We start from the raw sequence: 16,211 nt of genomic DNA, 5'->3' as shown, positions 1-16,211 counted from the left end.
AAAAAAGAAAAATTAAAAAATACTAAGAATAATTAATAATATCCAAAAACACCTACAATTAATTAATCAAGTAGTGGATTAGAGACTGATCCCAAATAAACTTTAAAAATAACCGAATAAACTGGTAATCAAGTTTTACCCATGAGAGGTACAATGACATCGGGTACACAGAAATGGCTAAAAAAACACTTAGTTGATAGCCAGATATTGAGTTTTCAGAAAAAAAGTTTGAAAGAACACACCAGTGTTTTAATACTTTATACTCTAATAACTTTTATACTCACTTATCCTGTAGTTTTCAAGATACGCAATTATATTCCGGGAAGTGGAGACGCATTTCAGTGGATAAGAATACTCTGGTATACGCCAGTAGCCATATTCAACCCTAACCTAACGACATTAACACACGACTATTTAATATTTTATCCGGATGGAATCCCGGCTTCACCCTTTCAGTCGGCTTTTAATCAAATCCTTTCATACGTGTTATCCAATATAATGGAAATTCACGTAGTATACACCATACTATGGTTATTATCATTTATTTTTGGGGCATACGGCACATATTTGCTTGTAAGATATCTGACCGGTGACAGGACTTCTTCTTTCATAGCTGGAATTGTATTTGCTTTTTCACCTTATCATTTTGTACATTCACTTGGCCATTTTGGGGCAACAAGTATTGAGTGGATACCTTTCTGCGCTCTGTACTTGATGAAAATGTTTAAAGAAGGCGGAGTTCGAAACAGTTTTTTTGCAGGAATCTTCTTTATTCTCGTAGCCATGAGCGACCTTCAATATATGGTGTTTATGGGAATTTTTGTAATGTTACTGTTTGTATATGAAATATACGTTTTTTTAAGAACAGAGAACAGAGGTTATAAAGAAAAGAACAGAGGTTATAAAGAAATACTGAAAAAAATCTTTTACAAGTATGCCATATTTGGATTCGTCTCATTTATAGGTATAATACCTCTCACCCTGGAAAACATTCTAACAGCAACATCCGGTGATAATTTTTTAAAATTAAGCCCCTCTGAAACGGTTATGTATTCAGCGGATTTACTGAGTTTTTTTATTCCTTCGGTTTTGCATCCCGTTTTTGGAAATATTACGACAGAGATTTATAACAATTTTTCAGGAAATACCAGTGAAAACACGATGTTTATCGGATACACCGTGATTTTACTCTCTTTACTTGCAGTTTATAGACTGAAAGGAAACAAATATGTAAAATTCTGGCTGATAGCTGCCCTGTCTTTTTCGATAATCAGTCTTGGTCCACTTCTTCATGTAAACGGTAAGACCTCATTTACAGAATTCAATACTACTGTTCCTCTTCCGTATTTAGTTTTGTATTATTTGATCCCATTTCTGGACAATTGCCGGACAACCGGCAGATTTTTTGTAATTGCTTCGCTTTCATTCGCAGTTTTGATGGGTTATGGGGCCTCAGAACTGCTAAAATCTAACAGGATTAATAAAACGGCGACTGCAATTGTAATAACCGGTTTGATAATTTTCGAATATCTGGCAGTTCCTGTATCTATATCACCTGTCGATGAACCCTCATTTTATAAAGAGATTTCACAGGATAAAGGTAATTACGCATTGCTTGAAATCCCTGCAACTAAAGATTATGTAGCAGGGTCAACCATCATTTATTACCAGACAATACATGGAAAACCTGTCATAGGTAACTGGGCTGCCAGATATCCATCCAATGCAAGAGATTTTGAATTAAATACACCTGTGGTAAGGGAATTAACCTATTTGCAATCTACTGGTGATATCCTGGACCAGGATATAGATCAAGTCGGAACATCAATTTTAAATTATTATAATATATCATATATTATTTTACATACAAATTATATGAATGACAGAGAGATTGACTTTGCCGAAAAACTAATCCAAATGAATCTTAATGCGGAACGAAAAATCTATGAACAGGACTCTCTAATTGTGTATCACGTCAAAAAAGAGCCTCTGAAATCATTTATGGCTTTAAAAGACGGATGGAATTCACTGGAAAAATTAAATGTAGAACCCACTCGATGGATGTCAAATAATGCTACAATATTAGTTTATTCAAATAGCTCCAGAAATGCTACACTCAGTTTTAACGCACGCAGTTTCCACAGTCCAAAAACTCTGGAGGTTTACAATGGCAAAACTCTTCAAGATAGACAAACTATCAGTACAGTTTTTTCCAGTATATCTATTCCGATCAGCTTAAAGAAAGGCGAAAATCTCATTCTTCTGCATGTGCCAGAAGGGCCTGAAATTCCATGTGAGATTCCAGAGCTAAATAGTAAAGACAGCAGGGAGCTGAGCATAGCAGTTCAAGAGATTCAATTAACCTGACCATAGCAGCGTAAAGTGAACGGAAGCGCCAGATTAAAAGAAGAATAAGTAGAAAAGAAGAATAAGTAGAAAAGAAGAATAAGTAGAAGGCCAAAAAGAAGGTTAAAAGCAAGACCAAAAATAATACTAAAAAGAGGACAAAAAAGCTGAAATGTAGTGAAGACTTATCAAGGCAGCCTGTAACAGGGCTTATCAGGTGATTTATTTTCTTCTATTACCTTTTTTACAGCATAACAAGAATAATGTTCATCAGAGCATGTTTCCAGAATTAAGTCTGCTATCAAGGGTTTCTTTACTTCATTGATGGTTGCAGTAACTCTTGAGATTAAAAAAGTGTTGGTTCCTATCTTTCTTTGATATTATCTTCAGTATAAAATTCGCTGTCTGCAACATGACATACTCTCTGATCAAGATTCATGTTCTGTGTTAGTTCTTTATGTTTTTGATAACTTTCTTATCGGAGCTGTTGCCATCGAGTGCTCTCACAAAAAGAGGAATTCCTTTCTGGTCAGTAACCGTGAAAATAGAAAAACGAGGTAAATCGACTCTCCTGTCTTTAGGATGGCCGTAAGTAATGTTGATAAAAACGGCATCGTGAAAAATATTTTAATTTTTATATCGACTTACCGAAATTCGGATCTATTACTCAAATATCTGATTTAATTTTAATTTTTTACTTACTTTATATACATAGACACAGATAATCATTGCAAGGACTGTTACACCATATGGAGTGAAAAAGTAATTGATTTTGAGAATACTAATCATAAATTTGCTCAACACGGGTAAAATAATCGGCCAATGAAATAAATATATTTGGAATGAATATTTACCACACAGCATTAGTGATTCTTTTAAATATTTGCAATTTAGTAGTAATCTAGAAAATAACATCATAAATGGCGGGAATGTTATTCCATATAATAAAATAGCATATTTATATGCAAACGATTGTGGATAAACTATGGAAATAGTAAATATTGCAACAAAAATTGTTGAACAAATATATGAAAGTGACAGTTTATTTTGTTCTAATTGCTTGTAGCCATAGGCTATCCCAAAAATATAAGCTGGCATATACATCATGACATTAAACAAAATACTAGGGTACTGTTTTAAAGTATCCTTACAAATAACATCAAATACCAGTAGTGGAATCCCTAAATATAATAAAGTATCAATCTGAAAATAATATATAATTGTAAAACAAATAGTTGTTATTACAATTAGTAAAATTAGATACCCTAATTGAAAAGAAACAATATTATTTCCAACCAGAGTTTTAAGTAAACCGTCTATGTTTAAATTATTCCAAAAATGTGTGATGCCTTCAAAGTTTAGGTTAAGATAATTAATTGATATATAACTGACGCAATATAGAGGAACAAACGCCAGCAGTGTATACCCAATATACGCTTTATACAGCCGAGTGAATCTCTTTACAAAATACCTACTTATAAATGATTTGTCATTGATTTCTGCAGAATGATTTACCCCCATTTTAAGTCCAGATGAGAATGTAAACAAAACTAGGCCAAATGTGGCAAGATATCTTATCAAAAATATGGCATCTGGTCGATTTATCCCACCTAACTCGTGAAAGAGTACAATAAAAATAATACTAATACCATCAATTAAAGTAATTTTATCTTTTATTTCTGAATAGGACCGAGAGATCATAATCTAATCTCCAATTTTAGTAATAGGGTTATTTCAATCGAATACCCCGCTAGCTTGCTGCGGGGATGGAAAACTTCCTCAGTAACCGTTGATGATAGTATAATTTCGGCTCTTCGCTGTTTTGTATGGGTTGAAAATAATTTCATACGTCTTCGGTTAAGTGATGAATCGTGACAAATTGCGTCAATTTTCCTCACCATTTATTAAATTTTAATAAATTATGAGCTGGAACTTGGTATCGATTTCATGTAAATAGGCCAAAAGTTAAGGTCGGCTCCTAATGCAAAACCGATAGCTTTCAGGCAAGAAAATTCCTTAACCGATGACTAATGAAAATAATTTTGTAGTTGCATAGCTGCCCGACCAAAATGAAAAGCATCGAACTTGAATGTGGTTTTTAACAACAAACTTTTCTAAATATTAAATACGTCACTATCACATATAGGAAGTGGATAATCACATATAGGAAGTGGATATAAATTACCCACTCGAAACAGCGAAGAGCCATAGTCTTCCATTTTCGATTATTAACTTCTGCTCAAACTAAATTGTTTTGGGTTATTTTTCCTTTAACGGAATTTGGAGCTGTGGCGCGAACATACCCTTGTTGCTTGTAGCGGGTGTGCCAGCGCAACTTTGATTAAGTTATTTTTAATAATTCTCGTTCAAAGAGTCTCTTTTCTATATACTTTATTTATCATAGTCGGAAAAGAAATGTTTTGCCAGGTGTAACCTCGTTAGACAAATTATAACTTTTTTTGGATTTGTTTCTTTTTAGTCTCTTTATGGGTCGGTCAATTTTCTCAAGAGAGGGCTTCTGGCTAATATGATAGATTCCAGTTTTTCCTTATTTATAAAAAATTTACTTGATATAAACAGTTTGTGGGAAGACTCAAGTTCAAAGGTAAACAGTCAGACATTAATAACTCTTATTTTGCCTTTAAAATAGTAATCTTAGTGTAATTTGGGAAAGTTTTTTTATGTATAACAGGATTTATTTAAAAATTATATTGCAGAAGAGTTCATATAAATAACTAATATAAAAATAAAAACAGAACTTGAAATCAAGCGAAAAAAATCCGAAATAGCCTGAAGACTAAGGCATAAATGTGAATCAAAGAAATTAAATAACTATAATGTGTTTTTCTATAAAAATAAACATGAAATTCTTCGAATAAGAGGCACAAAGGAATGAAAGCACCTTTCAAACCACGGTACTTTCATGCCAAATTAATAGGGATAATGAGATTTTTCGGCTCAGACAAGGTAAAAATATGAAGCTTGCAATTATTCTCGGCACAAGATCAGATACAATACGAGATTTAGTTAGAAAATAATCAGTTGGATTGAAAGTTTTCGGAGAGATAAGTGATGTCTTCTCAAATAAAAAATTATTCGGCTGTTCATGAAAGCCTTCAAGGTGAAAAGAGTGGGTCCGTTGACCTTACTTCTAATACTATAAATTATTCGGTTAGTCCGGAAGGAGAAGAATTTCCAATACCTGAGCCTGAAGAATACAAAGAAGAGTTTAACAGAGTTAAAGGTCTTGTGGACAAAGCCCGTGAGGAAGGGAAAGAGATTGTCGTTGTGATGGGTGTCGGGTTTGTTGGAGCTGTAATGGCTGCGATTATTGCGGATACTAAAGACGAAAACGGGAATTATAGCAAATTTGTAATCGGTTGTCAGAGACCAAGTACGCGCAGTTACTGGAAAATACCACTGATCAACAGAGGACAATCTCCTGTAAAATCAGAAGATAAAGAAGTAGATGAGATTATAAAACGCTGTGTTCTTGAAACAAAAACGCTTGTAGCTACATACACAAATGAATGTCTGAAACTTGCTGATGTTGTTGTGGTAGATATCCAGTGCGATTATGTAAAGTGTGAACTTGGAAATGTTAGAACCGGCGAAGCCGATATGGCAGCACTTGAAGCTTCCATGAAAATAATTGGAGAAAACATCTGCCCTGATTGCCTTGTGCTAATAGAAACAACTGTTGCCCCAGGGACTACCGAATTTGTTGCACTTCCTCTCCTGAAAAAAGCATTCCAGAAGCGTGGAATTGATTCAACTCCTTTACTCGCACATAGTTTTGAACGTGTTATGCCTGGGAAAGATTATGTGGCAAGTGTACGCGATTTCTGGAGAGTCTGTGCAGGTTGTACTGACAAAGCAAGAGCAAAGGTTGAAAAGTTCCTCAGTGAAGTAATAAACACCAAAGATTACCCTCTGACCATAATGGATAGACCCATCGAATCTGAAACTGCAAAAATCGTTGAGAACTCCTACCGTGCAACAATACTTGCTTTCCTTAATGAATGGAGTCTTTTTTCTGAAAAAAATGGTGTTGACCTCATAAAAGTTATTAATGCAATCAAAATGCGCCCAACTCACAGTAACATAATTTTCCCAGGGCCAGGGATTGGAGGCTATTGCCTTCCAAAAGATGGAGGTCTGGGTTACTGGGCTTATAAGCATATTCTGGGCTTTGAGGATGGAGATGAGATCTTCAAGATCACCCCCACAGCAATTGATATAAACGACACAAGAGCCCTTCATGTAGCCGAACTTACGCGAGATGCTCTTCGAAATATGGGCCACTATATAGCCGGAGCAGATGTCCTCATTTGCGGGGCCAGTTACAGGCAGGATGTAGGTGATACAAGATACAGTGGAAGTGAAATTGTAGTCCGGAAACTGACTGAAATGGGCGCTGAGATGCGTGTTCATGACCCATACGTTGATCACTGGTATGAAATGGAAAACCAGGACACATATCCGTCTTCCGGCCATTCACGGAAACGTTTCTTCAGAAACCAGGAAGGTCTGGCAAAGCTAAAAATCGAAAGTGACTTTTCAGTAGCAATTAAAGATATAGAAGCCCTGATCCTTGCAGTTCCACATAAGGAATATCTTAACTTTGAGCCGGATACTATCGTAAAGATGGCTGGCGGACCTATCGCAGTTATTGACTGTTTTGGAATATTATCGGATAAGGATATCAGAAGATATTTCGAACTTGGCTGCGAAGTTAAAGCCCTTGGAAGAGGACATATTCAGCAAATTAAAAAAGAGGTCCAGAAACGAAAACTACAACGACTTTCATAATTATATAATCATAGTTTCTCAGGAGGGATTATTTGAAAAATAAAAATGTAGTAGTCACAGGTGGAATGGGTTTCATCGGTTCCCATCTTACTGAGAGGCTACTTGAGGATAACGAAGTAACAGTTATTGATAACGAATCTACAGGTACGATTGAAAATATAAGGCATCTACTGGGCCACAAAAATCTAACTGTAATACAAGGCAGTATAGTAGACTTGAATTTAACAGAAATATTCAAAGACAAAGATTACGTTTTTCATCTAGCTGCAATTCCCAGTGTTCCAAGAAGTGTGAAAGATCCTTTTAGTTCAAACAACTCTAATGTCACAGGAACACTGAATGTTCTGATAGCTGCAAAAGATGCTGGAATTAAGAAAGTAATCTTTTCTTCGTCCTCTTCGGTGTATGGCGATACGCCAACTCTCCCGAAAAGAGAAGATATGCCAATAAATCCGATGTCTCCATATGCAATTACAAAAGCAACCGGAGAAATGTACTGCAGGGTTTTTCAGGATCTTTATGACCTTCCAACAGTCAGCTTAAGATATTTCAATGTTTTTGGCCCAAGGCAGGACCCCAATTCTCAATATGCAGCTGTGATTCCAAAATTTATAACTGCAATTTTGAATGATGAAAGTCCTGTGATATATGGAGACGGAGAACAAAGCAGAGATTTCACTTTTGTCAAAAATGTTGTTGATGCGAATATTCTTTCCTGTGAGTCTAAGAAAACTGGAGTTTTCAATATAGCATGTGGTCGAAGAATTACAATTAATCAATTAGTTGATTACATTAATGAAATTCTGGGAAAAAAAATAAAATCAGTACATGCGGAACCAAGACCAGGGGATATTAAGCACTCATTAGCAGATATCTCAAAAGCTAAAGAATTTGGATATAACCCAATTGATAATTTTAAGAAAGAACTTGAAAAAGTAGTACAGTGGTTCACAAAATAAGTTAAGTTCATGTGTTTTTGGTTAAGTGAGGAATCGGGGCAAATTGCGTCGATTTCCTTAACATTTGTCAAATATTTTAATAAATTATGAGCTGAAACAAGGTATCGATTTCATGTAAATAGGCCAAAATTTAATGTCGGATTCTAATGCAAAATCGATAGCTTTCAGGCAAGAAAATTCCTTAACCGATGACCAATGAAGTTAAGTTAAACTGTTAGAGAGATTTACTGATCAAATCTGAAAAGGTGGGTGTATTTTCTATGTTCAATAGATTTAATATTTATTCCTTAATTTGTGATTTTTCAGCAACTTTCACAATTCTAAATATCCTAATAAATATAAATGCTCAAAAGGACCCAACTGCATAAATATTGCAGATTAGTTGAAATTAACATATTATCTGATATTTATGAGCAGACAAATATTAGACATTACATTTGAGTTTAAAGATTCATGAGAAGGAATGTGAATGAATCAAGATAACTATGAATATATTATTCAGCCATCCCATCTTAAAGGAAAAGTAAAGATAAGTGGAGCAAAAAATAGTGCTTTGAAACTTCTTACTGCTTCGATACTAACAGAAGAAAAAATAGATCTAATGAATTATCCTGCAAAATTACTTGACGCTCAAATTCATGTCGGCATGTTAGAAGCTCTAGGGAAGAAATGCATTATAAATGACGAAAAAATAGTTATTTCTGAAAAAGAAGTTCCTTCACCAATTTTAGATTGGAGTAAACGTTCAATTCGTAATACCCTGCTTATATTAGGTGCATTAGTAAGCCGTATAGGCGAAGCGAAAGTCCCCCTTCCCGGAGGGTGTGATCTCGGAGAAAGAAAATTTGATTTACACGAAATGATTCTCACGAACATGGGGGCAAAAGTTTGGGTTGAAAATGATATGCTTTGTGCCAAAGCAGAAGATGGGCTAAAAGGTACCGATATATTTTTACCTATTCGTTCAACAGGTGCTACTGAAAATGCAATAATATGTGGATGTTTGGCTGAAGGTATAACTAAAGTTTGGAACCCTCATATTCGTCCTGAAATTTTAGATTTAATTAATTTTCTTAATAAGATGGGTGCAAAAATCCAGGTATTTGGACAGGAACATATAGAAATTACAGGGGTAGAAAAATTATATGGAGTTAAATATTCTGTAATTCCTGATAATATGGAAGCGATTACTTGGTTGATTGCTGCAGTAATTACAGGTGGAGATATTGAAATTATTAATTTTCCTTTCCGAGATCTTGAAGTTCCATTAATACATCTTCGTGAAAGTGGAGCAAAGTACTATATTGGTGACAATAGTCTGATCGTAAGAGGGGGAACCCCCTATCCAATAGAGATTAGCACCGGCCCTTATCCGGGAATTAATTCGGATATGCAACCTTTATTTGCTGTTTATGGCGCCTGTGCAAAAGGTAGTTCCAAAATTATTGATTTACGTTTCCCTGGTAGATATTGTTATGCAAGTGAACTGGCCAAAATGGGCTTGCAATATAATATCAACGGTAATATACTGGAAATCATCGGTGGGAATCCCCTTAATGGTGCTCAAGTAAGAGCTCTTGACCTCAGAGCTGGTATCGCATTAGTGTTAGCTGGGCTGGTGGCAAAAGGTGAGACCCGGATCTTAGATGCCTGGCAGATTGAAAGAGGATACGACAATTTTATAGAAAAATTAATTTCACTGGGGGGAAATGTAAGATATGGATAAAATAAATAATTTGATTAATAAAAATCTAGGAGACATTTGTTTAAAAGAGCCTCTTTCAAAGCACAGTAGCTGGCGGATTGGTGGTCCTGCAGATGTTTTAATTGAACCTTATACTATCGAACAGATACTCGAAATAATACAATATGCCAACTTAATGAAAATTCCTACAATGGTTATAGGGAATGGAACAAATTTACTTTTTTCTGATGAAGGTTTTCGTGGAATTATAATAAAAATGGGTAAAAACTTTTCTAAGTATACTATTAGGGGTAAAAAGGCTTGCGCAGAGGCAGGTATCTGGACTCCAAAATTTGCAAAAATATTATCAGATAGTGGTTTATCAGGTCTTGAACATACCATTGGAATTCCAGGCACCCTTGGTGGACTTATTTTTATGAATGGAGGGAGCGGTGGAAAATGCATAGGAAACGTTGTCAAAAAAGTATGGGCTATTGACAAGAATTATGACTTAATATCTTTATCCCAAAAAGAATGTGATTTTTCTTACAGAAAATCAGTATTTCAGGATTCAGATTATATTATTTGTAAAATTGAGCTAGAATGTGAATTTGGAGAAAAAGAAAGAATAAAGTCTGAAATGAGAAAAATACTGGATAATCGTAAAAACAAGTTTCCACTTAATTATCCCAATTGTGGATCTGTTTTTTTAAGTAATCCTATTGTGAACGATATTTTTGCACCTCCCGGAAAGTTAATTGAAGAAGCAGGTTTAAAAGGTTATCAAATAGGTGGTGCTCAAATCTCGGAAAAACATGCCAATTTTATAGTAAATCTGGGGAATGCCACTGCTAAAGATGTGATTTCTATTTTCCAATATATCCGAAAAGTTGTATATCAACGTTATGGACTTTGTTTAGAAAGCGAAGTGAGGTATGTAGGAGAGCTGGGAAGTCTCAGATCGTTGCATGAGGTTGGAAAAATTGAATAAAGATGACCTCAAATATAGTTTAAAAAACTGCTTGAAAGATATAAATCAAGATTTAGTTTTCTACGGTGGCAAAAACTTATTGAGTAAGGTTACGATCTTTTTTTTGAATATTTCTTTTAAACTGATATTTTGGTATCGTATTTCTAGATATTGTTATTTAAAATCGAAAATGACCCGTAGAGCTCTCGTTTTTATTAAATATCGACAATATCTTCTTGGCGGCAATGAAATCGATTATAGAGCTAAGTTAGGTAAAGAAATAAAATTTGCTCATCCTTCAGGTGTAATTATTGGAGCGGGAGTGGTTATTGAAGATAAAGTTACAATTTTTCAACAAACTACATTTGGAAGCCATGGGCATAAAGATGAACCCAAGTCCTATCCCACAATAAAACAAGGAGCAATAATTTATTCTGGGGCAAAAGTTATAGGTGGAATAACTGTTCATGAAAATGCTGTAATTGGTGCAAATTCAGTTGTACTGATCGATGTACCTAAAAACTCAACTGCAGTAGGAATTCCTGCAAAAATAATTGAATAACGTAGGGTATAAAATGGTAAAGAACTACAGTTTGGCAAAAGATGGCATATCTGTTTTTGGCACTCAGATGTTGACATTAATTATAAGTTTCGTATCGGGAGTACTACTTGCGAGATGGCTTGGACCTGCGGGAAGAGGGGCCTTTACGGCTCTTTTAGTTTATCCTGCAATCTTGATTAGCCTTTTAAGTCTGGGAATGCGCCAGGCAACTGTTTATTATCTTGGTAAACAAAAGTATTCAGAGTCAGACATTGTAGGTGTAACATTATTATTACTTATTTCATCGAGCATAATTGGAGTTTTAACTTCAGTTGCAATAATTTCGTACACTAAAAATCCAGATTATAACCTAATGTTAATATTACTTGCGTCACTAACAATCCCTGCAGATCTGACTATAAATTACTTTACTGGGATTTTAATCGGCAAACAACAAATAAATAAATTTAACAAAGTAATGTATTTGGTACCTATAATTAATTTTGTACTCATTACTTTTTTAGTATTTTTTATCAAATTAGATATATTAGGCGCAGTTTTAGCCACACTGATTGCCAAAATTGTGCTTGCTATATACGCCTTGTTATCGATTAATAGTGAATATTCTTTAAAGATATGCTGGAAATCCGAAATAATTACAAAAATGGTTTCTATAGGATTTATTTATGCTTTTTCATTGTTTATCTTGAATCTTAATTATAGAGTAGACATAATCATACTTGAACGCTTAAGTAATGTTACAGAAATAGGTCAATATACAATAGGAGTTGGTTTTGCTGAATTATTATGGCAGCTGCCGACGGCTTTTGGACTAGTTATTTTTGCATATAGTGCAAACTCAAAAAATTCAAATAAATTTTCTCAAGATATTGCAAAAATGGTAAGAATCATTTTCCCTGTTGTCCTTATCGGGTCAGTGTTCTTATATTTTGCAAGTGGATATATAATTCCTTTTTTGTATGGAGAAGAATATATTCCAAGTATCAGAATGCTAAAAATATTGTTACCTGGAATAGTTATGATGAGTTTTTTTAAAATTATTAATATGGATCTGGCTGGTCGAGGGAAACCTGATATTACTATAAAACTATTTTTACCAGCTGTTTTAATCAATATTGTGCTTAATATAATTTTAATACCAGATTTTGGAGGCTGCGGTGCTGCTTTTGCTTCAACCATTAGTTATACGCTTGCATCAGTATCTATTTTGTATTACTATATGAAAATTACTCAATTAAGTTTAAGTGATATATTTATTTGTAAAAAAAGTGATATCAATTTTATTTTAGGATTGATTCACGTGTCACCGATTAAACGTTAGAGAATCACCTCAATTTGCGTGTTTGAAACCGATTCTAGTAATTTGTCTACAAATATACCATGTCATGCGGTCTTAAAACTCGATCCATGTCTACAATTGGATAATTGGAATTGTTGGCTTTTCTAAATCGGAAATTATCCCGAAATCTAAGGTATTTGCCTTGAATTATAGCATATTGTTCCAAATGTAAAGTCAAATGCAGTTTTGAGACTGCCTTATATAGTTGCTTTTGTCTTATGGATAAAAGCTCAGTAGATCTTGGTTTGATTGAAGATCGATTCTTGAACAGGCTTTAATCAAGTAGTTTTAAGTTTTGGGATTAGTTTATTGCAATAAACCATTCTGAAATATTGAGTTAATATGTCGAATATACTAAGATGCATTTTATATTTTGCTTCGTTATAAATCTTGCAATATCTGTTGAGCTGACTGCTGATTTCAAAATTTTTACTTGAAACTCGTTTTATAAAACTAGTAATATTATTTGCATATTCTTCATTGACTAACGCTTGAAAAATTTGTTTATAATTATCATCTGGATCAAAATTATCAATAGTTAATCTACTTGAAAAGTTTTGATCAAAAGCACTTTGAAAATTTTCTTCTGTAATTAATAACGGATAATTTGAATTCTTTAAGGGGCATAGCATAATCTTCCCCTTCAATGCAGCCTCCATAAAGCTTCTTCCGCCACCAATAACAAAGTCTGCAACATCAATTAGCTGACTCGCGTTAATTGTGTACTCGTCATCTGTGAACAGGTAAATATTATTATCCATATTCTTTTTTATTTCTTTACCAACATTTACATCTTGGAGAGCTCCAATAATAATTAACTTAGTTTTTATCCCATCATAGTTTAATTTTTTTACAAGATCTATTGCCTGTAGTATGTCGTTCTTTTTGTATTCTTCAAGCCTGGAAATTATTAGAAATACTTTTGATTCATTGCAATCTGCTGATAACTTTATGTTTTTTATTCTTGAAAAATCTGAAGGAATTTCCCTGATTCTATTTGGAATAAAAAATAGATTTGTTTTTTTAAATCTTCTTGAAGACTGATAAAACCTAACGTCTTCTTGAGAAAACAATATTAAGTTATTCACTTTTGGAAAAGCTATCCTTGAATTTGGACCTCCACATTTCGTATGAATATATGGTTTTTTTGAAATATTACTGATTAAACTTCCAAAAAAGAAAGTATCTTCATCAAAACTGTGAATAACTTGAGGACACTCAATATCAATAATGTTTTTCAGATCTTTCATTACTTTAATAACACTTATTTTTTCATAGATCAAATTATATACCTTTACTTTTGACTGATTTATAACCGGCGACTCTCTTTTTCCGATAACAACTATAGCACAATCCAATTTTTTACTAATTTCTTCAGCAGTAGTTCTTAAACTATAATAATGCCCTCCCCTTCCCGAGTGAGGATCCATTGTCGAGATTAAGTATAACACTTTCATAGAGATTCCTTTTAATCGGATAACTGCTTGAATATTACTTTTTATAAAACTTAAATTTTATATATTTTATATTTAGATATATCATACGATCAAATTAAATTAAGGTTTGATAATATAAATGTCTGTGAATTTATCGGAGTAAAATTTAACAACTCCAGCGTCATTATCTAAGTGCACAAAGTCACTATAATTAAAACTCCATCTGTCTTCAAATTTTGGCAATATTTCTTGATCCTGGTTTCTACCAATATAATTAATCATTAGGTATGATTTGTTATAAGAGTCACTTAACGAAGAATTGTTATCGTATCCAAAATGCTTGATAACTAGATCGTCATGAAGAATATCTTTTTTCTTAGTGCCTGATACTCCATAAATTGCATTATGAACCCTATGGTTTACTGTTCCACGTTCCAATACAGGATAATCATTTTTTACCTCATAAAATGTTTTCATTGCAGAAAACTCGCTCTCTGGGGTCTGTTGATCTGTTTTTAAAATTGCAGGTGACAAAAATAAACTATATGTGGATAAACTCGTGATAAGTATCAAAAATAAAGATATTACTACCAATACTTTCAAGTTACTTTTATTTTTATTCGAAGGTCTTCTCAGAAACATACTTATTGAAAAAGATATCAAGATAATAGAGAAAAATATTGAATAACTATAAACTCTTATGAAACCAAATTGATCATTAAAGAAAAATAATAACACTGAGACACATATCAGTAATATCCACCCTAATATTGAAAGTTTATGATAATAATTCATTTTCATATTATATTTTTTCCAAAAAGTAAGTATGTATATTATGCAGATGACAGAAAGCATGGATAATAAGACGTAGGAACCGTATATACTTAGTACTAGTCCGACAATTTTCAGAATAGATATATCGACAGAACTAACAGAAGTTTGATATCTCCCAAATTCAGAGCCGCCTCCGTCACTGGATATTAATGTAAACACTATATTTTCTATACTGTATGCAAGAATATGTAAATATGAAGACCATACAAGAAAGGAACATATCATAATTGATAATAAATTAGTTGATTTTTTTATTTTAACTTCAGAATTTTTGGTACTATTAAAATACATAGTAATATCAGATAATAGAATCGTTACTGTAAGCAAAATTGTGACTAAAGGATGAGAAAATATTATAAAAAAACTAAGTAGAATTAACAGAATCGAATATGATGCAGCGTTCTTTGGTAATCTCGATTTAAAAAAGATATAAAGAAATAAAGGGACAAAAAGAATTGCTTGCCCATTAGGGCTAAGCATAACATTTTTACTGCCAAGTAATAGTATCGAAGAAAATGCTAACATTATATATAGATCACGTTTATTTTTAAATATATATTTCCCAAGAATATACCATGAAAATATATATAATAATGAATAAAATATAGGTAAAAACATAGTAATATCGTTATAACTTAAACCAGAGAAGGATTTTAGTGTAAAACCTATTATGTGAAGCATGGGATAAGGGTTAGAAATAATATTATGTTTATTCTCAATATCAACCATATAACCAATATGAGTTAAAACATCTTCCCTGCCATGTATGAAATATCCTCTGATAATCGGCATACACAATAAAATTAGATTTGAAATAATTATCATTAAAAAACCAATTAGCCAACTATTATTCTCATACTTGGAAACTGCGTTATATATTAATATCATCTGACCTATGAAAATAGCTATAACAATAAGGATCCAAAAATATTCCGGATACATTTTGTATATTGAAAAACCATATGCACTAGGGGTATGATTGTTAATTATAATAGCTAAGGCTGATAATATTATTATAAACCCAAATATTGATGCTAATTTTATGTATCTAGGGGTATTAATGTACTTATCTTTGGAGCGCACTTTTATCCTTCCACTAAACTATTCAATATATCCTTTTGAAACCATTTAAATAGTTATTGATAAAAATTTTTAAAGATATATTAAGTATATATTTATAAATTTTTTTAAAATTTCTGTGAGATCACCCTAAATTAAAGCTAATGTAAAAGCTATGTTAAAGCTAATGTAAGCTATGTTAAAGCTAAT

General features: G+C 33.0%; 10 protein-coding genes and 1 pseudogene. 7 read left to right on the top strand and 4 right to left on the bottom strand.

The window, feature by feature from the left end; all coding sequences use genetic code 11:
* Positions 1-153: 153 nt before the first annotated feature.
* Entirely contained in the window at positions 154-2,367 is a 2,214-nt protein-coding gene (locus A9239_RS15770; protein WP_048154650.1) for a hypothetical protein, read from the top strand.
* Between the two features lie 221 nt (positions 2,368-2,588).
* Here A9239_RS15770 and A9239_RS18600 read toward each other — a convergent pair.
* Together A9239_RS18600 and A9239_RS15765 are read right to left on the bottom strand one after the other, a co-directional pair.
* Positions 2,589-2,961: pseudogene (locus A9239_RS18600) on the bottom strand (IS1634 family transposase); the annotation flags it as partial.
* Positions 2,962-3,009: 48 nt separating this feature from the next.
* Positions 3,010-4,047 (bottom strand): acyltransferase, encoded by a 1,038-nt coding sequence (locus tag A9239_RS15765; RefSeq protein ID WP_048154653.1) that lies wholly within the window; start codon positions 4,045-4,047, stop codon positions 3,010-3,012.
* A gap of 1,371 nt (positions 4,048-5,418) precedes the next feature.
* Between A9239_RS15765 and A9239_RS15760 the strand changes: the two genes are divergently transcribed.
* From A9239_RS15760 to A9239_RS15735, 6 genes are all read left to right on the top strand, one after another.
* Positions 5,419-7,158 (top strand): nucleotide sugar dehydrogenase, encoded by a 1,740-nt coding sequence (locus A9239_RS15760; RefSeq protein ID WP_080943671.1) that lies wholly within the window; start codon positions 5,419-5,421, stop codon positions 7,156-7,158.
* 32 nt (positions 7,159-7,190) lie between these two features.
* Positions 7,191-8,117 (top strand): SDR family oxidoreductase, encoded by a 927-nt coding sequence (locus A9239_RS15755; protein ID WP_048154656.1) that lies wholly within the window; start codon positions 7,191-7,193, stop codon positions 8,115-8,117.
* Positions 8,118-8,586: 469 nt separating this feature from the next.
* A complete protein-coding gene (locus tag A9239_RS15750) occupies positions 8,587-9,843 on the top strand; it encodes a UDP-N-acetylglucosamine 1-carboxyvinyltransferase (RefSeq protein ID WP_048119623.1) in 1,257 nt (418 codons plus the stop codon).
* Positions 9,836-10,792, top strand: a complete 957-nt coding sequence (gene murB, locus A9239_RS15745) for a UDP-N-acetylmuramate dehydrogenase (protein WP_048154659.1) — start codon at positions 9,836-9,838, stop codon at positions 10,790-10,792. The genes A9239_RS15750 and murB overlap by 8 nt, the downstream gene beginning before the upstream one ends.
* Positions 10,785-11,333: a serine O-acetyltransferase gene (locus A9239_RS15740; RefSeq protein WP_176722171.1), complete on the top strand. Its 549-nt coding sequence runs from the start codon at positions 10,785-10,787 to the stop codon at positions 11,331-11,333. Before murB ends, A9239_RS15740 begins: the two co-directional genes overlap by 8 nt.
* 13 nt (positions 11,334-11,346) lie before the next feature.
* Entirely contained in the window at positions 11,347-12,654 is a 1,308-nt protein-coding gene (locus A9239_RS15735) for a polysaccharide biosynthesis C-terminal domain-containing protein (RefSeq protein WP_141706488.1), read from the top strand.
* Positions 12,655-12,950: 296 nt separating this feature from the next.
* Here A9239_RS15735 and A9239_RS15730 read toward each other — a convergent pair whose 3' ends face one another.
* A complete protein-coding gene (locus tag A9239_RS15730; RefSeq protein ID WP_048154667.1) occupies positions 12,951-14,129 on the bottom strand; it encodes a glycosyltransferase family 1 protein in 1,179 nt (392 codons plus the stop codon).
* 99 nt (positions 14,130-14,228) lie between these two features.
* Positions 14,229-16,025, bottom strand: a complete 1,797-nt coding sequence (locus A9239_RS15725; RefSeq protein ID WP_048154670.1) for a hypothetical protein — start codon at positions 16,023-16,025, stop codon at positions 14,229-14,231.
* Between the last annotated feature and the right edge of the window lie 186 nt (positions 16,026-16,211).

Source organism: Methanosarcina sp. A14 (assembly GCF_001729375.1).
GTDB classification, from domain to species: Archaea; Halobacteriota; Methanosarcinia; order Methanosarcinales; family Methanosarcinaceae; genus Methanosarcina; species Methanosarcina barkeri.
The sequence above is the reverse complement of the archived record's forward strand: the minus strand, read 5'-3'. Positions and strand labels throughout refer to the sequence as shown.

Coding starts and splice junctions, on each gene's coding strand:
- A9239_RS15770 (WP_048154650.1), top strand. CDS start 154: ATGACATCGGGTACACAGAAATGGCTAAAAAAACACTTAGTTGATAGC.
- A9239_RS15765 (WP_048154653.1), bottom strand. CDS start 4,047: ATGATCTCTCGGTCCTATTCAGAAATAAAAGATAAAATTACTTTAATT.
- A9239_RS15760 (WP_080943671.1), top strand. CDS start 5,419: ATGTCTTCTCAAATAAAAAATTATTCGGCTGTTCATGAAAGCCTTCAA.
- A9239_RS15750 (WP_048119623.1), top strand. CDS start 8,587: ATGAATCAAGATAACTATGAATATATTATTCAGCCATCCCATCTTAAA.
- murB (WP_048154659.1), top strand. CDS start 9,836: ATGGATAAAATAAATAATTTGATTAATAAAAATCTAGGAGACATTTGT.
- A9239_RS15735 (WP_141706488.1), top strand. CDS start 11,347: ATGGTAAAGAACTACAGTTTGGCAAAAGATGGCATATCTGTTTTTGGC.
- A9239_RS15730 (WP_048154667.1), bottom strand. CDS start 14,129: ATGAAAGTGTTATACTTAATCTCGACAATGGATCCTCACTCGGGAAGG.